Source organism: Shewanella sp. 6_MG-2023 (assembly GCF_030547195.1).
In the GTDB taxonomy this organism is placed as follows: Bacteria; Pseudomonadota; Gammaproteobacteria; order Enterobacterales; family Shewanellaceae; genus Shewanella.
Genome location: NZ_JAUOQU010000046.1, coordinates 1 through 25,352, shown reverse-complemented (window position 1 = coordinate 25,352; position 25,352 = coordinate 1). Strand labels below are relative to the sequence as shown.

The 25,352-nt window shown below is 40.7% G+C and carries 19 protein-coding genes, 1 tRNA gene and 2 pseudogenes; 6 read left to right on the top strand and 16 right to left on the bottom strand.

The window, feature by feature from the left end; all coding sequences use genetic code 11:
• Positions 1-146: 146 nt before the first annotated feature.
• The 7 genes and pseudogenes from Q4533_RS18760 to rmuC form a co-directional block, all read right to left on the bottom strand.
• A pseudogene (locus tag Q4533_RS18760) lies at positions 147-341 on the bottom strand (exodeoxyribonuclease V subunit gamma); the annotation flags it as partial.
• Positions 342-591: 250 nt separating this feature from the next.
• Entirely contained in the window at positions 592-1,242 is a 651-nt protein-coding gene (locus Q4533_RS18755; protein WP_303503786.1) for a YidC/Oxa1 family membrane protein insertase, read from the bottom strand.
• A gap of 926 nt (positions 1,243-2,168) precedes the next feature.
• On the bottom strand, positions 2,169-4,247 hold the full coding sequence (locus tag Q4533_RS18750; protein WP_303503784.1) for a DUF3488 and transglutaminase-like domain-containing protein: 2,079 nt from the start codon (positions 4,245-4,247) through the stop codon (positions 2,169-2,171).
• Positions 4,244-5,380, bottom strand: a complete 1,137-nt coding sequence (locus tag Q4533_RS18745) for a DUF58 domain-containing protein (protein WP_303503782.1) — start codon at positions 5,378-5,380, stop codon at positions 4,244-4,246. Before Q4533_RS18745 ends, Q4533_RS18750 begins: the two co-directional genes overlap by 4 nt.
• Positions 5,381-5,397: 17 nt before the next feature.
• Positions 5,398-6,309: a MoxR family ATPase gene (locus Q4533_RS18740; protein ID WP_102439756.1), complete on the bottom strand. Its 912-nt coding sequence runs from the start codon at positions 6,307-6,309 to the stop codon at positions 5,398-5,400.
• Positions 6,310-6,608: 299 nt separating this feature from the next.
• Positions 6,609-8,543, bottom strand: a complete 1,935-nt coding sequence (locus Q4533_RS18735; RefSeq protein WP_102439757.1) for a transglycosylase SLT domain-containing protein — start codon at positions 8,541-8,543, stop codon at positions 6,609-6,611.
• Positions 8,544-8,775: 232 nt separating this feature from the next.
• Entirely contained in the window at positions 8,776-10,257 is a 1,482-nt protein-coding gene (gene rmuC / locus Q4533_RS18730; protein ID WP_102439758.1) for a DNA recombination protein RmuC, read from the bottom strand.
• A gap of 195 nt (positions 10,258-10,452) precedes the next feature.
• On the opposite strand from rmuC, the gene msrP reads away from it, so the two are divergent.
• Complete coding sequence (gene msrP, locus Q4533_RS18725; protein WP_102476121.1) at positions 10,453-11,487, top strand: protein-methionine-sulfoxide reductase catalytic subunit MsrP; 1,035 nt, start codon at positions 10,453-10,455, stop codon at positions 11,485-11,487.
• Positions 11,487-12,134, top strand: coding sequence for a protein-methionine-sulfoxide reductase heme-binding subunit MsrQ (msrQ, locus tag Q4533_RS18720; protein WP_303503780.1), 648 nt, complete (start codon positions 11,487-11,489; stop codon positions 12,132-12,134). Before msrP ends, msrQ begins: the two co-directional genes overlap by 1 nt.
• Before the next feature lie 132 nt (positions 12,135-12,266).
• On the opposite strand, the gene Q4533_RS18715 is transcribed toward msrQ, so the two are convergent.
• The 4 genes from Q4533_RS18715 to Q4533_RS18700 all read right to left on the bottom strand — a co-directional run bounded on the left by Q4533_RS18715 (position 12,267) and on the right by Q4533_RS18700 (position 15,319).
• A complete protein-coding gene (locus tag Q4533_RS18715) occupies positions 12,267-12,614 on the bottom strand; it encodes a hypothetical protein (protein WP_303414302.1) in 348 nt (115 codons plus the stop codon).
• Positions 12,615-12,957: 343 nt separating this feature from the next.
• A tRNA-Pro gene (locus Q4533_RS18710) sits at positions 12,958-13,034 on the bottom strand.
• Between the two features lie 199 nt (positions 13,035-13,233).
• Positions 13,234-15,024, bottom strand: coding sequence for a DUF3413 domain-containing protein (locus Q4533_RS18705; protein WP_303461940.1), 1,791 nt, complete (start codon positions 15,022-15,024; stop codon positions 13,234-13,236).
• 76 nt (positions 15,025-15,100) lie between these two features.
• Entirely contained in the window at positions 15,101-15,319 is a 219-nt protein-coding gene (locus Q4533_RS18700; RefSeq protein WP_076536859.1) for a YejL family protein, read from the bottom strand.
• Positions 15,320-15,584: 265 nt separating this feature from the next.
• On the opposite strand from Q4533_RS18700, the gene yejK reads away from it, so the two are divergent.
• Complete coding sequence (gene yejK, locus Q4533_RS18695) at positions 15,585-16,613, top strand: nucleoid-associated protein YejK (protein WP_303503777.1); 1,029 nt, start codon at positions 15,585-15,587, stop codon at positions 16,611-16,613.
• Positions 16,614-16,813: 200 nt separating this feature from the next.
• A complete protein-coding gene (gene corA, locus Q4533_RS18690; RefSeq protein ID WP_102439764.1) occupies positions 16,814-17,761 on the top strand; it encodes a magnesium/cobalt transporter CorA in 948 nt (315 codons plus the stop codon).
• A 101-nt stretch (positions 17,762-17,862) separates the two neighbouring features.
• Here corA and Q4533_RS18685 read toward each other — a convergent pair whose 3' ends face one another.
• The gene (locus Q4533_RS18685; protein ID WP_102439765.1) at positions 17,863-19,125 is read right to left on the bottom strand and encodes a DUF3391 domain-containing protein; all 1,263 of its coding nucleotides are present in this window, start codon (positions 19,123-19,125) and stop codon (positions 17,863-17,865) included.
• Positions 19,126-19,248: 123 nt separating this feature from the next.
• On the opposite strand from Q4533_RS18685, the gene Q4533_RS18680 reads away from it, so the two are divergent.
• Positions 19,249-19,947, top strand: coding sequence for a 2OG-Fe(II) oxygenase (locus tag Q4533_RS18680; RefSeq protein WP_102519954.1), 699 nt, complete (start codon positions 19,249-19,251; stop codon positions 19,945-19,947).
• 3 nt (positions 19,948-19,950) lie between these two features.
• On the opposite strand, the gene Q4533_RS18675 is transcribed toward Q4533_RS18680, so the two are convergent.
• The 4 genes from Q4533_RS18675 to Q4533_RS18660 all read right to left on the bottom strand — a co-directional run bounded on the left by Q4533_RS18675 (position 19,951) and on the right by Q4533_RS18660 (position 24,144).
• Positions 19,951-21,303 carry an ATP-binding protein gene (locus Q4533_RS18675; protein WP_303503775.1) on the bottom strand — a complete coding sequence of 451 codons (1,353 nt, stop codon included), beginning with the start codon at positions 21,301-21,303 and terminating at the stop codon, positions 19,951-19,953.
• Positions 21,294-21,968 carry a response regulator gene (locus Q4533_RS18670; RefSeq protein WP_102439768.1) on the bottom strand — a complete coding sequence of 225 codons (675 nt, stop codon included), beginning with the start codon at positions 21,966-21,968 and terminating at the stop codon, positions 21,294-21,296. The genes Q4533_RS18675 and Q4533_RS18670 overlap by 10 nt, the downstream gene beginning before the upstream one ends.
• 94 nt (positions 21,969-22,062) lie before the next feature.
• The gene (locus Q4533_RS18665; RefSeq protein ID WP_102439769.1) at positions 22,063-22,737 is read right to left on the bottom strand and encodes a LysE family transporter; all 675 of its coding nucleotides are present in this window, start codon (positions 22,735-22,737) and stop codon (positions 22,063-22,065) included.
• A 96-nt stretch (positions 22,738-22,833) separates the two neighbouring features.
• On the bottom strand, positions 22,834-24,144 hold the full coding sequence (locus tag Q4533_RS18660; protein WP_102439770.1) for a dicarboxylate/amino acid:cation symporter: 1,311 nt from the start codon (positions 24,142-24,144) through the stop codon (positions 22,834-22,836).
• A 222-nt stretch (positions 24,145-24,366) separates the two neighbouring features.
• Here Q4533_RS18660 and Q4533_RS18655 point away from each other — a divergent pair.
• Positions 24,367-25,352, top strand: a pseudogene (locus Q4533_RS18655) (invasin); the annotation flags it as partial.

Sequence of the window (25,352 nt, the reverse complement as noted above, 5' to 3'; positions counted from 1 at the left end):
AGTTTATGAGTGAATTTTGGTGATTAATGATGAAATATTCAGTCCTTTGGCAGGAATAATACCATCAGTAAATGAATTTTGGTGTTGGCAACTCACGAAGGCGTTATGTTATAAATTTAGAGTAATGGGTGGCTTTATATTTTTGTCAGCGGAAAGGAAAGGGCTGCAGCAATACCATTATATTTGGCCACTTCTAGGCGCAGCCAAGTCGACATCCCCGGGCTTTGTACCAATATATGTTCATTTGCGAGTAGATTAGCGTTATCCAATGGAATAGCTAACATTTTAGACAGTTGTTCAGAAAGAACTTCCATCTGATTTGATTGAATTAATCTAAGCATTAATCGACTCTACAAATGATGATAAAAACCATTCTAAGAGGTTGTTATTAGGTTTGAAAGGCTTTTATCACATCTAGGGTTTAAGCGCTAAATAAGCAACCAAATTCGATAAGAATTGGTTGGTGGGATTAGCTTGTTTTTGTGCTGTTGAGGGGTACTTAATGGAGAATGTTGGAGACACAAAATTTAGAGAATGGCTAGTTGATAAAAGGTCAGAATAATGTTTATTCTGACCTTTTATCTGTTCAAATTAAATAGCTTTATATGTGTCTTGTTGATGAAAGAATTTAGTAAGCACCAAGGATTGAAATAAACTCGTCACGCTAGATGTAGCCCAATATAAACCGATAGCGGATGGAAAGCTTATTAAGGTAACAACACAAATAATAGAGGGGATTATAAATAATAAAGTACTGGTCTGCTCCGCGCTACCTGGCATCATTGTCATAGAAAAGTATGTGATAACGCCAACAAGCAATGCGAGTGCAACATCAGGTTTTGCAATGTTAGCAATCCAAGCAAATTTACTGTTAAACACTATTTGTTGGAGGGCTTGGAACATGCCTAAACCAAAAACACCCTGACTAACAATATTTACTGCACTGTTTTTATCCAGAATTTTAATATTGTGCTTCTTATATAGTGCCATTGTACATTTAGCTATTTCATTTGGTTTGTCTTTATATATTGTTTTTATTTCTTCTAACTCTGGTTTTATTGCAGATATCGCTTTTTTATTTCTATACATATTCGCCATAGCTAAAACGTTAATAGGCATTAAAGCTAAGCGGCCAATTAGAGTAAACAATATTATTGCTACGGCCTCACCAACACCAACTTCGTTAGTTAAAAAACCAATAGTTTGCACTATAAAACTGGTAAAAAAATTCCAAATATCCATTTACACTTCCTTGTTTGACATATTATGTCTAAGTTAGCTTTTGAGACACATTATGTCAATTGTTTTTTATTTGACCATTTAGTGAATGAAATATGCAGGAACTAAGAAAGCCTTCAATTTTTACTGAGATGACTTAACAACTTATTGGGCTGGATTTAGACTAAGAAAAAGGTAAAAGGCTCTGATCTCGACGTGATTTACGTTAAGCGCATTGGTTAAGTTATGGGAAACACATAGCTTCAATTTAACTTATTGCCTGCCGAAGGTGATGTATAGGATATACAAATGTCGCGGTCACATGGATGTGAAAGAGCGACCTTATGTGCAGATGCATCCAAGACTCGCCGATTCTTGATTTCAAAATAAGCATCCCTGTGGGCTCTAAGAAAACAAATAACATCCATGTTAAACGGCCAGTTCGGCATCCATGCCTCTCGCTCAGAGCGTTTCACACTGTGAAACTTGCCATGTTTTCGACGGTCTTGAACGCATCTACACCGGAATTTTCATCTCTTCGATTTAACTTTATTAGTAACGAAGTTTAAAGACAGGCATGTTCAATATGAATTGAGGTCATCGAGAAAAGGCCGTGAGCTTGGCATGGATGCCAAGCTAGCTTTCGTTGGGCCAGGGAAGGCCCATCGGAAGCGTTAGGTTCTTTCGACAATGGCCGAAGCCATCTACAAACGAAGTTAAAAGCTGGATCAATCCCCATCGAAAATTATGCGTTTTTCAGCATTTTTCGTCTGGGGCGCTGAGGGTTTGTCAAGGGGGACAAGCGCTTTCCCCCTTGGCTCTGGTGTGGGCGAAGCGCCACGACTTTGATCTATTTAAAACCTCACTCACAAGGTAACAAACCAGAAGTTTAAACATCATTATTTTCAGCCACTTCAGCTCTTTAAAATTGAATCTATAAAGAGATTAACCTACACATTCCTTTTTACCTTCCTAAAATATCGCTTAAACAACCGTTGATGAAACACAACTTGTTTCACCGACAATGGTTGGTATTGCAACGCAATAAAGTGTTCAGTCATTTTGTCAAAATTAGCCACCAGTTGTGGTTGCTGCTCACTAAATGCTTGCTGAATAAACTGGGCATAAGCTTGTGGTGGCATCGCATCACGTTGAAATCCTTTATTCGCAAGCTTTGCGCAAATAAGGTTATAGCGTTTGATGCAAGGATCTTGTTTGGGCTGCAGTTTAAACACGCCAGCAAAATAGGCAATGATAAGGGCAATGATGATAAAGCAGATGATCATCATAATAGCCACTTTACTGCTGCTGACATTGCCAAGGAGTTTGGCTAATACTTGTTGCTGGCGTTGCTCATCAAAACCCAGTACCCACACACTCCAGTAAAAATCGATGCTCGCCAGTTGCAGGCGAATATTGTTTAACCACGGAATATTTTTGACCTGTAAACTGGTAAATAGGCTGTCTTGTAAGTAACTGTCTTGGCCTGTAAACGTGGCATCAAAGCCGTCTAATACTCGCTCTGGGGCAATCATGGCGGTGGGGTCAAACCTTACCCAGCCTTGGCCTTCAAGCCAAACTTCAGTCCATGCATGGGCCATGTATTGATAGATGCTGTAATAACCGGCTTTGGGGTTATATTCGCCGCCTTGGTAACCGGTGACCATTCTGGCAGGTATGCCACTTGAACGGGCGAGAAATACTAGCGCTGAAGCGTAGTGGGAGCAAAAGCCTGCTTGGTTAGTAAATAAAAAGTCATCTACTTGCTGTTGGCCAAGCTTTGGCGGGCTTAAGGTGTAGTAAAAAGCCTGCTCAGCAAAGTAACCCATCATGGCATTGATGCGGGCTGCTGGCTGTGGGTAATCCTTAGCAAATTGGGCTGCCAACTGGCGAGTTTGTGGATTGCTATTATTAGGAATGGCCAAATTTATCTTGCTGATGTCTGGCGCGAGTTTGGCATCAAGATCGCTACTTGGATAAGAGCTCACTTGGTAACTTAAGCGTTGATCAATGTTGCGCAGTGAGAATAGCCTAAAGTCGGATAACTCGACAATGTGCTCAGATTGACTAAAAGCCTGATCTAAACCAAACAACCATTTTTGATAGGTCGGCTCGGTGATCACTTGATAAATTAATGGCGCAGTAAGACCTGCTGAATTGGGCTTAGCGCGCTTAGGTTTATTGCCATAGGCGCTACGTTGTTCATTTTTACGATAAGGCGACTGACTCCAGCGTTGACCATCGTAGTTTTCCATGACCAGTGTGCGCCAGTACAGTTGCTCATTGCTAATGAGTTGCTGCTTATCGGTGTTATTGAGTTCATTTTCAAAACCGACTCTAAATGCCAAATTCGGCGAGCGGGTTAACTTACTAATATCCCCTAATGCAATTTCATCTGACAGGCCGGTAGTAGCATTTTTCATGCTGGGGGCTAACCACAATGGTGGCAGCCTTGGAAACACCACAAAAAGCAGTATGGCTAAGGGTAGGCTTTGGGCAAATAATTTCACCCCGAAGCGAAAGTTTACCTTGCGACTTGAATGCTGATAAATGCTGATCAGCACACAGGTATTAATGATGGCGACAAAGCTCAGTTGTAGAGTGTCGAGTATGGATTGGCGATCTAATAACGCAAAGCCTATTAAGAAAAAGCCCACCAAGACCACGACTTTAACATCGCGCACTTGGCGCATTTCGATGTATTTAAGGGCATAGCCTAGCAGGAGCAAATTGACTAATGCGTTAAGTAAACCAATTTCCTGTGACACTAAAGCCAAGGTGACAGCGGCGCCAATGGCTAGCCCTGTGACTAATACTTTAGGAGGCGCCGCTACCTTGCCAAGGTAAATTCCCACACGCCACACAAAGCAAATGGCGCAAATGCCGATGCTCCATAAGGTGGCATGCTGGTATAACGGAGATAGCACCAATACATTGGTAATTAATAACCAAAAGAGGGTATTACGACCAATGTTCTCATTAAATGGATCATTTAACTGATGTTTTAACGCCTCTGAGCCTTGGGTCATTTTCTGTTCCCCACTGGGTGTTTATCAGTAAATGCTGACGTTGACTCAGGTGTATTTGTTGACTCAGGTGTAATTGTTGACTCAGGTGTAACTCTTGGTTCTGTTGTAATTGCTGGCTTAGCTACTGAACCATAAAGCGCAATCATTTGCTGACATTGTTTTCTGTGTGACTCGCCACTGTCTTGTTCGATAATTTGTTGGTTTAATGCCAAGCCAAAAACTTGCTGCGATTGAGATAAGGCGTTGACTTGCCACGCCAGCTTACTGAGTTTTTGTTCAAGACTATCACCGAGGGTGTCGTCTAAACTTAGCCACACCGGTTTGCCTTCAGGTTGGGCAAATTCTTTTGTTAGCATTCCGCGCCCTTGTGCCCATTGCTTCCACGCCACTTGTTTAAGTGACTCACCTTCAACGAAGGTTTTAAGGCCTTTATAGTCATCAACCCCTGGTTGTAATTTACCGTGTTCAAATTCGGTTTGATTGTCATTATCTAAACTGGTTAACGATACATGGGTGGCCAGCGGCGCGGCATAAATAATATGCTGGATATTTAAATCCACATAGGACCAAGTGTTAAATAACCCCAGTGGGAAACTGGATGAGACGCGAATTCTACCGGGGTTAACTAGGCCTCTGGATTGCGCGGTACAGCTGACGCTGGTATCGACGCCTTCAGCGACATCGGTAATGCGGCTATGGCGCTCATTAGGTAGATTCAAGCAAATTTGCTGGTGGCTGGTTTGGCTGTTGTCTTTGTTGATTTTACTGGATAATACAATCGGAAAGGCCAAGTTTTGGTTGGCATAAGTCTCAGGCGGGGTTAATGCTGTTAAGGTTAAACCTGCAAGATTTTTATAGCTGTAAATAATGCAACTATGGAACACACTGGCCAGCAATAAACTTAAGCCGATCACCAAATTGTTTTGATAGTTGGTGCCAAATAAATACAGCACCACTATCAGCACAAACCAAGCGACGCCAAAGCCACTGGGTAAAATAAAAATACTTTTATGGCTTAAGGTAATTTGTTTGTTCGCCGGTATTCGCTTATCTAGCCACTTTGACCAGCGCTGCTTAATCGCGGCGGGGATCAAGCGTGAATACCATTTTTTTGTTGCCTTGGAATTATTCATCTGCAATTAATTTCTGCTTAGCTTATTGGGTTAACGCGTGCGAGAATTTGATCTGACAGCGCTTGCCCCTGCAGTTGGCTATTGGTTCTTATGCGGTGCTCTGCTACGCAATGAAATACGGCCTGAATATCTTCTGGTACCACATAATTACGATGATTTAATAGCGCCCAGGCTTTAGCTGCGTCTAGCAGTGCAATACTGGCCCGAGGCGATAGCCCATTGCCATCGATTTGCTGACGAGAGTATTGGGCAAGATTGATCAAATACTTAAGCACAGCATCAGAGGCACTGACTTTTTGTACTTGTTGTTGCAAGCTCATTAGCTCGGTTGGGCTTAAGCATTGTGTGAGCGGCGGGGCATCACTGCGCTGATGTAGTCCTTTTAGCATGGCTAACTCAGCATGTTCATCTGGGTAGCCAATAGAAATGCGCATCATAAAGCGGTCAAGTTGCGATTCAGGCAGCGGGAACGTCCCTGATTGCTCAATGGGGTTTTGGGTAGCGATAACAAAAAAAGGCTGTGGCAATGTGTGTGTTTCACCATCAATGGTGATTTGTCTTTCTGCCATGGCTTCAAGTAAGGCACTTTGGGTTTTAGGGCTGGCGCGATTGATTTCATCGGCTAATAACATTTGATTAAAAATCGGTCCTGGGTGAAATTCAAACACTTGATTTTGTTGCTGGTAAATGGATACCCCTAGAATATCAGCGGGTAACATGTCACTGGTAAATTGAATACGTTGATAGCTCATGCCCAGTGAGGTGGCTAAGGCCTGAGAAAGACTGGTTTTACCCATGCCAGGTAAATCTTCAATCAGTAAATGACCTTTAGCGAGAATGCAGGCTAGCGCCAGTTTGATTTGCTCAGGCTTACCTAATAATACCGTTTCTAATTGGCTTAACAGCGATTGTAGTTTTGTTGCTGACACTAAACACTCCGTTAGTTAACAAAAAGGGCCTAATTAAGCTATTTTGCTAACAAATACATCGAATGGCTTACGTTAACCTGCCAAAGATAATAAAGGAAGATATTCAGTGATAAAAAATGATAGCTAAACTCTGTGATGAGTTTAACTATCGTGGCAGTGAGTTATCGGTTTCGAACACTACTCACGACAGCCTTAGTAAGTCTTAAGCGGCGTTAAAGTGGCTAAGCTATTAAGCTAAGGCTAATGGCTATTGGTTAATGACAAAGTGACCAATAAACACATTGCCGCCGTCAAATCTATCAGTAAGCAAACTTGCGTTCGGCTTCGCTGAACATAGGGGCATCGCGACCCTCTTGTTGCTGATAGATCATTCTATAGCTCAGTACGGCTTGCACATATTCCCGGGTTTCCTTAAAGGGAATGGTTTCGATAAAGCTCATGACATCCAGTTTTCCGTCAGACTCTTTTAACCAACGGGTGACCCTGTGGGGGCCGGCATTATAGGCTGCTGTGGCGAGCACGCGATTTTGATCAAACTGTTTGAGCAATTGGCCGTAATAAGCGCTACCAAGTTGAACATTATAATTTACCTTATATAGGTCATTTTTATTGTTAAATTTGAGCTTATTTTTTCGGGCGGTTTCTTTTGCTGTTGCGGGCATGAGTTGCATTAATCCGCGCGCACCCACACCCGAGGTGGCATAAGGGTAAAACGCACTTTCGCGGCGGGCGATTGCGCGTATTTCATCTATCTCAACCTGATATTTTTTACTGGCTTGTTCAAATTCGTTTTGGGCGGCGTTAGGAAAGCGCAATTGCAAACTATTCCATTGTCTGGCTTGTATGCTGGCTTCGACGCTATAATCAAACCAGCCATTTTTAAGGGCGAGTAGGCCATATTCAGCCTTCATCGCGGTATCATGGCGGCGCAGCAAATGAACCCATTCACTGCGAGCATCGCGGGTTTTATCGATGGCAATCAATTCGATAATTCTGGCAAGCCCTGGGTCATCATGAAGTTTTTTGGCAAGCAGTGGCGATGACTGTAACTTGTCATTATTTAACGCCAGCGGGGCCTTTATGGATTGGGCGGCGTAAAAACCATAAAAATTACGTGCTTGGCTAAGTTGCTTCGTTATCTTGTCTGCTTGGGTTTTATCTGTGGTTTTATTTATGCGTGCGCTCCAATACTGCCAGCGAGAGTCATCAATGACATCATCACTGAGTAAGGTTAGATAGTGTTTGATTGCTTTTGTATCTTGCGCTGCGATTGCCCAGCGCAAACGAATTTGAAATAAGTCATCAGAGTCTAAAATCGGTAAGCTTGCATCAATGTGTTCCAGTAAATCAGCTTCTTTTCTGATTAATGCTCGGCGGACAATATAACGATTAAGTTGTTGGCCTTTGATGGCATTAAAACGGTTAGCTTTATCATATTTCTTATATAATTTTACCGCTTGTTTTAAGTCTTTTCTGGCAAGTTTTCTGAGCCCAACATTAACAATATCCGCCACAATGGGCGTTTTAGAAGAAAACTTTTTGGTATTACGTAGGCTGTTGGGATCGCGATAAACTGAAATTAGTAAATCGGCCTCAGCTTTATTTTTGGTGATTTTTCTGGATAGGTATTGGGTTAAGCCATATTGGTTTTCATTAAAACTAAGTAACATTCTTGACCAAATTAATGCTTGGGTTCTTTTACCGGCCTTGGTCCATTGACTAAATAACACATCACAAGCCTTGGGGCGTGAGCGACCATAAAGCCACAGTTTTTCAGCGCCGTCATAAGCGATGTTGTTATTGCCTTGAGATAATTGAGCGCGGTAATAGTAACACTGCAAGGTGACATCATTAGGGGCGTTAGGTGAGATGGCTAAAAAGTTTTGCCACTGCTTTTTCTCGCCAGCATTTTTCAAATAGCGATAACGTAAGCCGTTATAAAGCGGAGTGGTATTAAACTGCTCGATGGCTTTATGGGCCTGAGTTCCACTCATTTTTATAATGTCGGCTACTTGCTCATGGTAATCAAGGTAGACAGTTAATGGGTAATCACCCAACTGCTTACGTAGCTTTTGGTATTGGTTGAGCTGTTGTTTATCTAGCGCTTTGCGGGCATCAAGATACAATTGTTGCTGGGGGCTTAAACTTGATTCTTCAGCATGGGCGAGATTAACGCTAGCTGACAGCCACAATAACCCTTGAAAAAATACAAAACTAACCAATATGTTGCGCATAATAATGAGAATCTCCGCCTCAGTATGACATCTTTTGCGAACCAAACTGTTTGAATCTAATTAATAAATAGTATCTATTAAGCTGCATTATCAATATTAGCCAAGTGTCTATTTTTGCTTAAGGTGTTGCCACCTCAAGCCAAAGAATAGTGCAATTAGCTATAATTGCTCATAAAAATTGCTCATAAAAATTGCTCATAAAAATTGCTCATAAAAACTGAATTAAAACCGCTTATGACTCTTTAGAGTCATCTAAGGCTTTATTTATTAATTGAGGATCAAGGTTTTTACTGGTTTCAACGCCCAACTTTTGCATAACATGGGCTTGCCTTATTAAATTACCTTTACCTTGGGACAGTTTATTCATTGCTTGCTGGTAGGCTTTATCGGCAGTGTCTAAAGCGCGGCCAAGTTTATCCATGTCGTCAACATAGCTGCATAATTTATCGTAAATTTTACCTGCTTGGGCTGCGATACTTTGGGCATTTTGGTTTTGGTACTCATAGCGCCAAATATTGTTAATGGTGCGCAGTGCTACTAATAAGTTGGTTGGACTGACTAACATAATATTATGATCGAGGGCGAAGTTCACTAAGCTAGGATCTGACTCCAGAGCCAGTAAAAATGCAGGTTCTATTGGAATAAACATTAATACATAGTCGAGACTTTTTAGGCCGTGTAGCTTGTGATAGTCCTTATGGCTTAGGCCTTTAATGTGTTGACGAATAGATAAAGCCAGCTCTTTTATCGCTTGTTGCTGTACTAGCTCGTCTTCACTATTAAAGAAGCGCTCGTAGGCAATTAATGACATTTTGGCATCAATCACCACATCTTTTTGTTCAGGAAGGTGAACGATGACATCAGGTTTAAAGCGCTTACCTTGATCGTCTTTTAAATCTTGCTGAGTATGGTATTCATGGCCTTCACGTAGACCACTTTCTTGTAGGACCCGCTCAAGGATGACTTCACCCCAATTACCTTGCTGCTTGTTATCGCCTTTGAGCGCCTTAGTAAGATTGACTGCATCTTGACTCATTCGCAAATTAAGTTCTTTGAGTGCATCAAGTTGATGTTTAAGGGCGCTGCGTTCAGTTTGCTCCTGGCTATAGGATTCTCTAACTTGTTGTCTAAAGCCTTCTAGCTGCTGTTTTAATGGCCCAAGCACGCCATCCATTTGGCTGACATTTTGCTTTTTAAAGTTTTCTGACTTCTCCTCGAAAATACGATTCGCCAGATTTTCAAATTGCAGTTTTAGTCTTTCTTCGGCTGATTCTAGTAAGGCGATTTTGTCATTTAAAGCGGTTTTTTCGATATTAGCCTGCGCTTGAATGCTTTGTTGAATCGCATTAGATTTAGACAGTGCTAGCTGGGTTTCCATGAATTTACGCTGGCCATCGTTTAACTGTTGTTCTAGTAATGGCACTCTTTCGGCAAAGGCTTCCATTTTAGCTAATTGACCAATCAATGACTCGAGCTTATTTTGAGTGAGCATTAGCGCATCTTGTTTGTCATCAATTTGCTCTGTAAGTGATTGCTGTTTAATTTCAAATTCAGCAGTTAATTGGCTCATTTCTTCAGCAATGCGTTGTCTGTGTTGCTCCCAGCGCTGACGGGTTAATCGCTGATTAAGTAGTGCGCCAATTAGAAGAGATAAAAAAGCGACGGCGGCTAAAACGATAATTTCGGGGATAGTTAAACTTGTAGGAAATGTCATGCAAAAAACCTGCAAAAAATGATGCTTAAGATTCTCATGCAGGGCAGTACACTGCAAGGCTCAAAAGGACTAATTAATACTTAAGCGCTTAATTATTAAACTCAAAACATCAAAATAGTAAACTTTTTGAAATTTTAACGCGTATTAGACTGTCTACTATTTATATCAAATGATAATAATTGAATGAGGTGACCTATGGTGTCAAAGAAAGGTTTTTTCAAAGGCATTGCCAACCCACCATCATGGGCATTAAAAGAAAATCAAGTCACTCCAGAAACGGTGTTTCGGGATCGACGCAATATCGTTAAAGCCTTGGGGCTAGGCTCGCTCGGGGCTAGCTTGCCGGGGCAAGTGCAGGCGGGTTTGTTCGATTTATTTGGCAGCGACGATAAACCTGCGTTTGCGGTGCAAGGTATTGATTATACAAAGCCTAGCCGCTTTCAAATCAATGATAAATTAACCCCAGAAGATAAAATTACCCGTCACAATAATTTCTATGAATTTGGCACTAATAAACAAGACCCGTTTGAAAATGCGCAATCATTTCAAGTTAATCCCTGGGAGCTTAAAATTGAAGGCTTAGTGGATAAACCGTTAACCTTAGATTTGAACGACTTAACCAGTAAGTTCGCCCTTGAAGAACGTATTTACCGCTTAAGATGTGTAGAGGCGTGGTCAATGGTGGTGCCTTGGGTAGGGTTTTCACTGGCTGAGTTATTGAAAATGGCAGGGGTATCTAATAAGGCAACTCATGTGGCCTTTGAGACCTTGTTTGACCCTGACCAAATGCCAGGGCAGCGAAATCGTTTAATGGGCGGCGGGATACATTACCCTTATGTAGAAGGGGTAACCATTGCTGAAGCCATGAATGAATTGCCATTTCTTGCCGTAGGCTTATATGGTAAAACCTTGCCGCCGCAAAATGGTGCGCCAGTGAGGTTAGTTTTACCTTGGAAGTATGGCTTTAAGAGTATTAAGTCCATCGTTAAAATTCGCGTTACCGATAAACAGCCACCTACCAGTTGGAATCAATTAGCGCCAAGCGAATATGGTTTTTATGCCAATGTGAATCCGCAGGTTGATCATCCTCGTTGGTCGCAGGCCTCTGAGCGCAGTATTGGTGAAGGAGGCTTGTTTTCAGCCAAACGAATTCCAACACAAATGTTTAATGGTTATGGTGAGTCTGTGGCTGGTTTATATAACAATCTCGATTTGAGGAAGTATTATTAATGCGCTTAACCCCGGGTGGTTTATTGTGGTTAAAAGGGCTTTTACACCTTAGTTTTATCTTACCGGTTGTTTATTTAATTATGCTGGTATTGACCGATAATGCTGGTGGCGATCCGGTGCAATATATTATTCATTTTACCGGTATGGGCGCGATAAATGCTTTGGTGGTGACCTTAATGATCTCACCACTGGCTAAGCTGACTAAACAAGGCTTGTTATTGCAAACAAGGCGGCTAGTGGGTTTATATGTATTTGCCTATGCTTGTCTACATATTAGCGCCTTTATCAGTTTAGATTTGCTGTTTGCGTGGGGCTTTTTAGTTGAAGAAGTCATTAAACGGCCTTACATTTTAGTCGGATTTAGCGGTTTTATTATTGCATTATTACTTGCGGTGACCTCTTTTAAAGCATTAAGGCGCAATATGGGCAGGCGCTGGCAATCATTACATAATTGGATTTATGTGTTAGCGATATTGGCGCCGTTTCATTTTTACTGGTCGGTCAAATCTGAGATTATTGAACCGAGTATTTATATTGCTGTGATAGCGTGCTTGTTATGGCTAAGAAGACGCCAAATTAGTCACTGGTTAATGCCGAAATCAAAATTGAGACCGAAAATTAATACGAATGCTAAAAGCCAAACCTGAATATTTAAGGTTTTGAGTAGTTGAATTTTGAACGCTTAAGCTTAAAGGCTATAAGCTTGAAGATTTAGCTGATGACATAAAAATACCGGCAAAGTGTCGGTATTTTTATGGCTAGCATTTATTGAAAATCATTTATCTAAATAAGCTTTGTTTGCTTCTAGCTTGTTTTACTAAGCCATTGACCGAGTAACTGGCAAATAGACTAAATAACATTACCCCAGTCATAATCGCAGCAAGGCGCAGCCAAGGTTGCTCCATGTCTATTCGTAGATCAATATATTGAACAGTGCTTACGCCCCATACCGCGATGGTACCTAATACCAGGCCGATTTGGATTACTCGGTTTAAAAAGTTGCTTTTAAAAGCGAGTAGTAAAGGCATAACCGCACAAGTGATTGCTAATGGCATTTGAGCGTAACGCAAAAAGTGTGCGCCAAGTAACATGTACGCTAAGGTGATTAATAGTACGCGCCACCACATAGGGATTCTCCGAAAAGCTGACAATTGCTTAATGAACTTCTTAAGCAAGGGTGTTGAAAGATGACGCAATATAACCGATTTGCTAATGCTAATTTCTAATCTCTATCACATATTCAATAGAGAATAGTTCTTTAGGTGACAAAGCTTGCTGAAAGCGCTGAAAGTGAGATTTAAGGATTAAATCTAGGCTTGGGATTATGTGGTGATATTGTCATTGTATGGCAAGCACAGATGAAGTTATTAAGGTAATTTAAGCCTCTGAGCTTAATAATGAGTATTGATTTTATGTGTTATTTAGGCAAACGAGAAACTTAAAGAAGGGGTAATGCTAAAGCAGAAGAATTGGTCGGGATAACAGGATTTGAACCTGTGATCTCTTGTCCCCCAGACAAGCGCCTTACCGGACTAGGCCATATCCCGAACGTCATTCTTTAGCTAGATTACCTAGAAGGTATTTGCGCCGCAACAATAAAATGCAAAATTGAATTTAAATGATTAATAAACAGGCATTTGCTTTGTGGCTTTTACATCTTTAGTTATCTTTTGCCTGGAAAACAGGCAATATTTTCTGACGACTAAACCGAGATTGAGTTAAATAGCATCAACCACGGTTCAATGGTTATTTATTGTAAAGCCTTCGACCTTCGCGCATGACCTGAATTAGCTCAGGAGCACTGAGTTTTCGCTTAAGACGTTTTTTGTAGTCGATATCATAAATTCGATATTTTCCGTGTCTGCCTAGAACCGTAATCTCATCTTGTTGGTATATTGCAAAGGTACTGCTATCACCGATATAGACCCAGCTCTTCTCACTGGGTTGTAATAGGTTGTATCCAGAGCTGTAATCGGTGATCGGGTTATTACAGTGCAGTGCTTGCCCCATGATTGTCGGTACTACGCCATAGTGGCTAGTACGATAATTTACGGTATCAGAGGTTGTTTTAGGCCAATGCATGACAAAGGGCACTTTGACATTAGCAGGTGAAAGATCCTGATTAACTTCACGAGGATTACTACTGAAAATTTGCCCATGGGTACCGGTGACAATGACTAAGGTTTGATCATCAAGGTTAGTAAGCAGTTGTTGTATTTGCTGATCGATAAAGAATAGCGACTGCCTGTATTGGTTATATAGCACTTTTTCAGCAGGTTTTAAGCTTAGATGGGGCTTAACAGTTTCAATGCCTAAAAAGCCAATTGGGGTGTCATAGTGCTTAGTGGCAGATAAGTTTACCAATGAAAACCACGGTGAGGCTTGCTGAGCTTGCCATTGAATAAATAGCTCAGTATTTTTGATGTCGGTTTGCGCGCTGCCAATATCGCTATGGCTTAGGTGCATATCCATACCGTCAAAAATGGCATGGTTGGCTAATTCGTCGGCATTGTCTTGGGGCATAAATACCGCTTGATGATAGCCTTGTTCTGACAATACTTGGGTTAATACTGGCGCAGTATGCTCGAACGCTTTTTTATCACTATAGCTCCCTTGTAAGCCATAAAGTAAGGCAAACATACCGGTATTAAATTGGTTGCCACCACTAAAGTGTTCAGTGAATTGCTTATTTTGCAGCTGATACTGGCTGAAAAACGGCATTGTTGCCGAGTTCACCATATCAGCTCTTAAACCGTCAACCGAGACGATTAGGATATTTTGTTGTTTTTGTGCTTTGCATTGCAGCGCAGCTATTGGGTAATTCAGTTGTTTTGATTTTGTTTGATAGGTCTTATCTGGCGCAGTGGTGCCTTCAATACCATGACTTTCCATAAATGAACGTGCCGTTGCCGGATAAGACAATGGCATGGTGTCATCAAAACGGGTAATTTGAGTGACATCATTAGCATCTGCCCAAATATGGATAACATGACTACTGACAAAACAAATACCGATAAAGGCTATGACTTTATTACCTAACTGCTTTTTCTCTATTTTTTCAATTCGTTTCCACAGAAAATTCGCGGCTGTGAGCTCAATTAAAATAATGCCGATAGGAGTAGCAATATAAGAGGTGTTACCTAATAGGGCATTGAGATCTGACCAGGCTAAGTCAAAAGCGAATGGACTTAAGTGAATACCATAATCATCAAATATTACGGTGTCATAAAGTAAAATACATAAGCCGAGGGTTGCGATTAAGGCAGCATAACCCCGTAGGATTTTTGAATAAGGTAGTAATAATGTGGCAGGAAAAAGAAAAACGACGTAAACAATAAAAGCCAAAAAGCTAAAATGACCAATACTGCTAATGGCTAAGTAACCCCAACCTATGAGGGTTTCAGGGTAACCCACACTACTGAGGTATCGCGTTCCCACAATAATGGCTAACAAGCCATTAAAGAAGGCAAACCAGTGGCCCCAGTTAACAAGACGTGACACTTTGTCACGGGTCATTTGTTTTTTGCGCTCAACCATGCGGTATCGTTTTCCTAATTCGTATTAATCAAAAATAACAGGATAATTGATTAATTTAAATGCCTTTTAATGATACTTAACTGGTTTTTACAGATTGAGCCAAGGCTTTAGCGAATTGCTCTGCTACTGCTTGACGAGATTCACTGGGTACCTTGTTTTCCAATAAGTGAGAAACGCAGTTACCTAGCACCATCAAGCTTAAATCTGTAGGCGCTTGATGCTTATTCAGCACTGCTAATAGCTCAGAAATTAATGCTTCAACTTGGGTGTTGGTGTATTTAGATTGGATAGCCATATTCGAAATCGTTCAAAAAGTAATGAATTAGCACGTGATTATATCGGATTTAAAGCTGATACGCTGCAAGTTTCTGTTGCTGGGTGTTAGTGATTATGGGGTTTATAGCTGGTGTTTTCTAAAGCGGACAGAACATCAGTTTAACCCTTGGATCTCAGGAGATGCATTTGACGTAATTTGACGGTTTTATTTTTAGATTTTTGAACACGGTCTGTTATGATATCTACCGCTATTTCGCTTCCATCACAAAGATCAGTTAGGGCTTATGAGCATTAATATCGAACAAGCAATTATCCATGAAATTTCTCAAGATAGTCAGGGGCAACTAAGTTGTCGTTTAAGACCTCAGCCACTATTAAATAGCAGCGCCGTAGAAGCGATGTTAGAAGAATTACACCAAACCTATACAGGTAAAACGGGTAAAGGTTTTGGCTTTTTTGGAACCCACGGCGAAGATGGCGAAGCAAACCCCGCTTTTTCTGATGCATTAAGTGAATACCGCAGTGGTGAATTAGGCTTTGTTGAGTTTAGCAGTGCTGCCAGTAAGCTTTTACAAGAAGAACTCGCTAAATATGATTTTAGCCAAGGCGGTTTTTTATTAATGTCTTGCTATACCAACATGACTAGCGATTATTTGTTTGTCGCCTTGCTTAATGCCAAGCCTTCAATGACGGTACTTGATGATATGGAGTTGTCGCAAAATAATCATCTTGATTTAACTAATGTCCAACTTGCCGCCAGAATTGATTTAACCGAATGGCAAGCAGACAAAGCTTCACGTAAATATATTTCATTTGTCAGAGGCCGCGCGGGCCGAAAAGTGGCAGACTTCTTCCTTGATTTTATGGGCTGTGTTGAAGGGGTAAATACGAAAGCGCAAAATAAAACCCTTATGCATGCAGTTGAAGATTTCGTAGCTAGCAGCGAATTAACCAAAGATGAACGTCAACAGTGCCGCGACAAGGTATTCGAGTATTGTTCAGAAAGAGCTGATGAAGGCGCTGATATTGAAGTCAAAGATTTAGCGGATGAACTTGCCGACTCTGGTATGGATTCGTTTTATGACTTTGCCTGCGGTGGATCTTATGAACTTGATGAAGAGTTTCCAGCAGATAAGGCCAGTTTACGTACCTTGAAGAAGTTTTCAGGTACCGGTGGCGGGGTAACATTAAGTTTTGATGGCGGCCATTTAGGTGAGCGAGTTATCTATGATCCTATTTCGGACACGATTTTGATTAAAGGTGTGCCTGCAAATTTAAAAGATCAATTAGACCGTCGCCTAAAAGGTGAATAAAGCAACGATTTACAATTAAAGTGTCCAAATGGGCACTTTTTTTTGCACTTAATTTAAAGATTTAACGATTTCAGCACATTATTTAGGGGATTTGGCTATTTTTACATTTTTATCATGGCAATGTGTGTTCTTTTTAGTACACTAGCCAGCAAACTTAACCTATTGTCAGTGGACGAGAAATCGACCACATTGGGGGATACATGATTACTGCCTATGTTTATGAAAATCGCAAGTTAACTGTTCACGAATTAAATGTTCGAGACAGTATTCCCGATCGAACATTGTGGTTAGATATGTTTAAACCCAATGATGATGAAAGGGAATGGCTAAGTCGGTTTTCGGTAGAAGAAGTACCCGAAGAAGAAGACATCAATGAGATTGAAGCATCAGCTCGTTTTTTCCAAAGTAAAGATGGCTTACACATCAATTCATTATTCCCCCAACGTGTAGGATCAGACGTTAGAGGCATTAACGTTTCTTTCAATTTACGTAAGGATTTTTTGCTGACGATACGTGAAGAGGATATCGGTTTAATTCGCTTGCTGCGTAACTACTTACGCTTAGGTCGCTTAGATGTCAGCTCTCCTCAGGGGTTAATGCTGGAACTTTTCACCCTTAAAGTCGATTACCTGTCTGATTTAATTGAAGATGTATATTCAGTGCTTGAAAGTGTCGGCGAGCAAGTGTTCGAAGACCAAGAATTAGATGATGTGTTTAAACTCATTACCTTACAAGAAGATTCAAATGGTAAAATTCGCTTAAGTTTGCTCGATACTCAGCGGTCTTTACGTTATATCCAACGTTATTATCGCGAACATTTATCTGAAGAAAATATTAAAGATTTGCGTGAAATGCTGTCTGATATTGAGTCATTGATGCCCCACAGCCAATTTATTTTTGATAAGTTAAACTTTTTGCTGGATGCGGCGATGGGCTTTAGTGGTATACAACAGACTAAAATTATTAAAATATTTTCGGTTGCAGCAGTAGTGTTTTTACCGCCAACGGTTATTGCCAGTAGTTATGGAATGAACTTTACCAATATGCCTGAACTAGATTGGCGTTTTGGTTATCCCATGGCCATAGGAATGATGCTCGCGAGCGCCGCAGGTACGTATTTCTTCTTTAAACGTAAAGGCTGGCTATAGCGCTTTTATAAAGCTGATGACTTTAAAGCCATTAACGCAACCGTTAATGGCTTTTTTTGTTGGGTCGATGCTGATGTTAAAACGCAAACTTAGCTATTCGATTATGCATTGCCAATGGCATAACTTATGTTTTCTCTTGGGCTTAGGTACTTGAAGATTTTTTCGGGTAATGCAGAAGCTGGCAAACAGCGCACAATGCTGATGTCTTCTTTTTCTAAATCAATAATTGGTGCTTGCTCTTTTGGTACGATAGGGTCGTAGAGCATAATTTGCGGAAATAATATCTTGTTTAAATTTACTGACATTACCATGCCAAATTGACCACTTGAAAGCTCGATGAGGCTGCCCGGTGGATAAACACCGATAGTTTTGATGAGCTTACCAACGTACTCAGGGTTAAGTTTACTTTTATAATTTTTGTAAAGTAGCCCCAAAGAAGCATAAGGGGTTTTAGGTTTTGATAACTTAGTACCGTTACACAAGTTATCGTACTCATTAATAACACTTATTAGTTGCGAGTATTTGTCTAACTGATCGCCTTTTAGGCCTTTGGGGTAGCCAGAGCCGTCAAGGTACTCATGATGATTAGTAATCATGGGTTTAGCCTGTTCAGGAAAGCTGTCAGCTAATTTTAAAAAGTTGAGGCTCATCAAAGAATGCTGTTTTAATAAGTTCTTTTCCGGCGTCGTTAGCGGCAATTGTTTGCTCAAAATATTACTGGGGATTTTTAGTTTCCCCAGATCATGAAATAACGCACCAAGGCCTATAAGTTCAATTTCATCACGAGGCCAGTTTAAGTTTTTAGCCAGCATCATACACATTGTCGACACATTGAGTGAATGATGGAAAATGACATCATTGGGCTTTGCATCAGTCATTAAATGCAGCACCAAATCATCAGAACTCAATAGCATATTGGTCATGTCTGTGATCATTTCTTTTGCATCACTGACCGAATTTAAAGGGCGACTGCCAAGCTTTGATACGCTTGAGCGCATCATGGCGATAGAACGTTCAAATTGCTGTTCGGTTTTTTTCAAATTGCGGCGTAACTTTTTTTGGGCATCGATTTGAATCTGTTTGTAAGATTCCATTTTAGCTTTAATCTGTTTTAGTTCCTCAGGATCAACCACTGTACTAGCGTTTTTATTCGCTGAGGGTTTTAAGTCAATTAACCCTAAATCACTGCGCTCGGCGTCATAATAAATATCGTTAATATTGAGGCTTTTAAGTAATTCAATTTGTGACTGGGATTTTAGTTTGAAATTACTAAATAAAAATGGGTGATCTTTCCATGAAATAGGTAGTCGAATGAAATGACCTACCTGAAGCTGATTAATTGAAATTTTTATGTTTTTGTTCATAGATTAAAAGAGTATCACCTGATTTATTGTTTTATTTATAGCGGTTATGTGGATGCACTTTGCAGTGCAAAACATTCCGTGGCAGCATGATATCATTACAATATTAAAAAGTGCCTATAGATTATGGATTTTATTGACGTTATACCCAATGCTATTAGTGATGATTTGTGCGACAGGTTACGAAATGCTTTTGATAATCACTCTGGAGTGACTGAAGGAAAGACAGGACAGGGTGTCGATAGGGATAAAAAACGCAGTTTAGATTTAACCTTAGACTTGCACAATAACTTAACCCAGCTTAAAAATGAGTTATTACAGTTAACATTAACCCATGCGGCAAACTACTTCAGCCAGTACCCTATGGCACTCATGGGCGCGGTATCTGTCACCATCGCCAATGATAAAGGTGAAGCTGTTACGCTAAATCCTGATAATTTTTCTGACCTAGGGGCGAATAAAGCCAAAGCGATAACGCAATATTTATACCGCAGTGGTACGGTTAATGTGCAAAAATATCAGCAAAGTTTAGGTGGTTACCCTCATTGGCATTCAGAACACTTTCCGCAGTCTGGTTCCCATGAAGCCTTGCATAGAGTATTACTTTATATGTATTACCTTAATGATGTTGAGCAAGGCGGTGAAACTGAGTTTTATTATCAAAATAAAGCCATTAAGCCTACAAAAGGTACTATGGTGATTGCCCCCGCAGGCTTTACCCACACCCATAGGGGCAATATCCCTATCAGTGATGATAAATATATTGCCACCTCATGGATAATGTTCAATCGCGCTGAGCAACTTTATACCGCGCAAGCGAAGTGATGCTCATTGATTGGGGATCTTAATAGTGAATTTTGCCCCTTGTAACTGACTTTCTGTAATTGATAAGGTGCCGTGATAACTGCTGACAATTTCATGACACACAGCAAGTCCAATGCCTTGACCGGGGGATTGGGTGTCAGCGCGCACACCACGCTGAATGATGCGCGTTTTGAGTGCATCTTCAACGCCAGGGCCATCATCTTCTACGATTAACACAGTGCAGCCATCGTCATCAATAAAGGCTGTAACCTTGACCTGACTGATACACAATCTAAAGGCATTTTCCATTAAATTACCGCACAGTTCCATCAAATCACCTTTATTGACTGGAAAGCTAATATCAGAATTAATATCACTACTAAACTGCACTGACTTTTCATGATAAATCTTGAATAACATTTGTGATAACTGCTCAACCATGGGTAACACGGGCGTTTGCTCCTGTATTAGTCCTTGTCGGCCCACTAAGGCTCTTTTGAGTTGATATTTTACGAGTTGATCCATTTGTCCTACTTGCTGCATGATTTTTTCGCTCGCATCAGCCTTACTTAACTGCTGGTCGTCAGTAATGGCGTGAACCGCAGCTAAGCGGGTTTTTAGACTGTGGGCTAAATCATTCATGGCATTTTGATAGCGAGTTTGCTGTTCGCTAGATTGGACTAATAATTGATTTAACGCTTGAGTGACGCCTTTTAATTCTTGTGGGTAATCACTTGATAGTGTTTGTTTTTTTCCCTTAGTGATTGCTTGTAGTTCTTGTTTAAGGGTTATCATTGGGTGCATGCCCCAATAGGCTGCACTGATCAGTAGTATGAAGGCTAAACCTAGTACAACGGCCAGTCGCAGATAAGTTAACCGTTTAAAGCGTTTGAAGTCTCTTTCAACGGTTTTTGCATCTTTGAGCACTATCATGTTGTATTGCTGTTGATTCAATTCAACCGGTAATTGATAGGCAAAATAAGACTTATTATTTGCCGTGGTCAGATAATAGGGCGGGGATGTATCGGCAATGGTTTTAAATCGGCTACAAATGTCATTGATGCCGTTTTCTTTTGCCAGTGTAGAGGTCCAAATTTGGCGATAATTATCCCCACAACTGGCCATAATATAGCGTTTCTGCCTATTATTTTCTTGCAGCCAATTGTTATTTTTCGGAATTAAGTCGTGCTCTCTTAATTCGGCTGCAATTTGAGGCATTTCAGCGATTAGTTGCGAAGTTTCGACATTGTAGCTATTTTGGGCGTGTAAAATGGTCAATGACCAAGCTAGGCCAAAGCCAACAAGTGCAATAATCGCTAAGGATGTGATTAACATCCTCGTGAGCAGACGCTTTTTGGGTTTAAATCTTAGCTGCATGGTAAGTTAAATTTATATCCTTGACCGCGTATTGTTGCGATGGGGTTTTCAATAGCGCCTTTAGTCAATTTTTTTCTGATACGGCTTACCATTACCTCGATAGTATTAGGGTCACCTTCTTTATCACCATAAATCACATCAAGTAAGCGTTGCTTGGCAACGACTTCATGGCAATGACGCATTAAATATTCCAAAATTAAATATTCAAAGGCGGTGACTTCCATTGGCTCATCATTTAATGAGACTTGTTTAGCGGCTAAATCAAGCTGCAGAGCACCTGAGCTGATGGTCGATTTAACAAAGCCTGCACTACGGCGCACAAGAGCGTCGAGGCGAGCGACTAACTCTTCTTTTTGAAATGGTTTTACCAGATAGTCATCTGCACCGGCATTAAGGCCTTCTACTTTATCTTGCCAGTTAACTCTCGCGGTTAAGATGAGAATAGGAGCTTTGACGCCTGCATTTCGAATTTCAGAAATCAATGTCATGCCATCTTTATCGGGCAGGCCAAGGTCAACGATGGCAATATCAATAGGGTAGTTAGTTGCTTGATAAAAGCCTTCTTTAGCCGTCAAAGCCACTTGGACTTGATTGCCTAATTCAGATAACTGCACATTTAGATGGTGCGATAAAATCGGATCGTCTTCGATTACCAAAATTCTCATAGGAAATACTCTTACATTGTTAATCGTTAGATATTATCAGCCTAATACTTAACTGTAGCTGACACAGAGGCATTTTATTTTGAATTGTTAACCTCTAGTTCAACAGGTGCGTGGATATTAATGACATTGCAATGGTAATAGCGACGCCAAGGAAAATAATACCGGTAATGATATTAATTATATTATTGCCTTTAGCCATTTTGTGTTGAATGTTGGGGTTGGTTAATATGATGGCGAGAAAGCAAAACCAAATGATAGATAAGCCAAATAATAAGCTAGCTGACGCAAATTTCGTTTCTATGGTGACCTGTGGTGTCACCAGTACGGTAAAAATGGTGATAAAGAATATTAACGCTTTAGGGTTAAGCAAATTAGTATAAAGGCCAATTTGAAAGCCTTTTAAAGCAGACATAGTGCCTTGGTGAGGGAGACGGCCATTGATTTCAGTTTCATCAGATGATGCTTGAGTTTGTGTATATGCCCGATATGAGGCCGCTAAAGCGCCATAACCCATCCATGCCAAGTAACTCACCCCAATAATTTGCACCACTATGTAAGCCATTGCAGATTGCTGGATCATGATGCTTATCCCTAAAAGTGATAGCAAACTGTGCACCAATATCGCGGCACTTATTCCTACCGCGCACATGATTGCAGTGCTGCGAGTTTGTTGTGTGGCTGTTTTTACAATAATAGCGAAATCAGGCCCTGGGCTAATTAATGCTAAAGAGTGAATAACGGCAAGGGTTGAAAGCAGGGTAAAATCCATTTTAATCTCATGAGTTAAGCATCTGATTAGTTAGGTTATAACACAAATAAAAAAGGCGCCATAACATGGCGCCTAAATATTTAATGCTAATGTATTTTACGCTTTGACGTTTTTAACTTGATCTTCAAAGCTCGCACTTACTTTACCCGCTTGTGAATCATTGAATACAGCTTCATTGAACTCACCTTCAGATTTGGCAATGACGATAGTTGCGACTGAGTCACCCGTTACGTTAACCGCGGTACGGATCATATCAAGTAGACGATCAACACCGATAATCAATGCAATACCTTCTACAGGAAGGCCGACTTGGTTGAGCACCATGGCGAGCATGATTAAGCCAACGCCAGGAACGCCAGCAGTACCAATGGATGCCAATGTCGCAGTAACAACCACTGTTACATAATCCATTAGGCTCAGTTCAATACCAAATACTTGGGCAATAAATACCGTTGCCACACCTTGCATAATAGCGGTGCCATCCATATTGATGGTAGCGCCTAGGGGTAAGGTGAATGAAGCGACTTTATTATCAGCACCTAAACGGTGTTCACACGTCTCGATGGTAACAGGTAAGGTTGCATTTGAACTTGCAGTACTGAAAGCAAATAATTGCACATCACGGATTTTACGTAAGAACATTAATGGGCTTAAACCTGAGAATGCCTTGAGTAACGTAGGGTAAACAACCAGTGCTTGCAGAAGTAATACAAAAATTACTAAGAAGAAGTATTGAACTACGCTACCGAATGTTTCTAAACCTAGGGTTAAGCTTAGTTTTGCCATCAGCGCAAATACACCATAAGGCGCAAGTTGCATGATTAAAGTAACCACGCGCATGATGACTTCATTTAAATCATTAAATAATGCCGATACACGTGCGCCGCGCTCGCCAATGTGTGAAATTGCAAAACCAAAGATGACTGCAAAAATAATGATTTGCAGCATGTTGCCTTGGCTCATGGCTTCAATTGGGTTTGTTGGTACGATATTAATCACGACTTCAGCAAGGCTAGGGGCATCTTTAGCGCTGAACTCCATCGCAGAGGTTGCCAGTGATGCGTTACCAGGGTGAACGAGAATGGCCATTGAAATTGCGACCGTTAAAGCAATCGCGGTGGTGAACATGTAAAACGCAATGGTTTTACCACCAAGTCGGCCTAATTTGGACGGGTCACTCAATGAACAGGTACCACAAACCAGTGATACGAACACTAGCGGAACCACTAACATTTTTAAACTTGAAATGAAGATGGTTCCAACAACGTGCAAGATACCTTCAGTAATATAATCTTTTACGAATAAACTATCGGGGAACACATTTCTTAGAATTAATCCAAGAATAATACCCGCTGCCATACCTATTAGTATTTTGCTTGTTAAACCAAGCTTACTTTTATTAATCAAAACTACATCCTTCCCATCATTTTTATAAGTATATTTTTTACATTTTTAAGCCTATCAGGAAACGAAATCTTATGAAACGGGGTAAAAGTTAAAGTTTTTGAGGATAAATGTGGAAAAAAACAGTAGAGTAAAGAGAAAGTTGCAATATTTTTGTTTGATATCGCTTACTAAGTAACTATTATAATTCATAAGTACGAGTTTAATGTAACAGGGAGACTGACAATGAGGTCAGCACAAAGACTATTTTTAGCGCTTTTAAGTTCAATATTTCTATTTGCTTGTAGTGGTGGTGGAAGCATTTCCGATGATGGTAGCGGAGGAACGGATCCTGATCCTTCTGTAATTTCTATTACCCTGGATATATCGACTACTGATATATCTTTCGACTCACCAGCTTTGATCACTGCAACAGTAACAGACTCTATTGCAGGAGCTTTAGCGAACCAAGTCGTGGCTTTTACACTTGACGATCCTGAAGCTGGTATCTTTGACCCAGTATCAGCAAGCGTTAAAACTAACTCGGAAGGTGTAGCTTCAATAACTTTAAGCACATCCAGTCAAGAAGTTGCGACATTATTGACTGCCAGTTTAGTGACTGGTGAGTCAGATAACGTAGGTGTGAGTTTTTCTGGCGATGGCGCGATACCTGGCGGAAATTCTATTGAAGTCTCACTAATTGATAATACTCAAACTGTAATAACTCATATTAGTCATGGCGTTCCAGGTTATTTAGAAGTTACTTATAAAAGCCCTGAAGGTAATGCTTTGGCTAATGAGTTAGTTGTTTTTAGTCTTAATGATTCAGCGTTAGCCATTTTTGACCCTTTAGACGGCACCGTATTAACTAATGCACAGGGTAAAGCGACGATTAAAGTTGCGACTCAATTTAAAGAAGGTGCAGGAACAGTAAACGTTGTCATCGGTGAGAATACATCAAGTGTAAACTTTAGCTCACAAGGTGATGCACCTAGAGCAGACCAAAAAGTGTTATCAGCAAGCCTCAAAGATTCATCAGGGAGTGCAATTACCAGTATTAGTGCATCGTCGCCAGGATATGTTCATGTTAACTATTCTGATACAGCAGGTGTAGCGCAAGCGAATCAAGTGATTAGCTTTAGCCTGAATGATACCGCGTTAGGTGCATTCGACCCTGTTGACGGAACCGTGTTAACTGATTCACAAGGTGATGCAACCATTAAGCTAGTGAC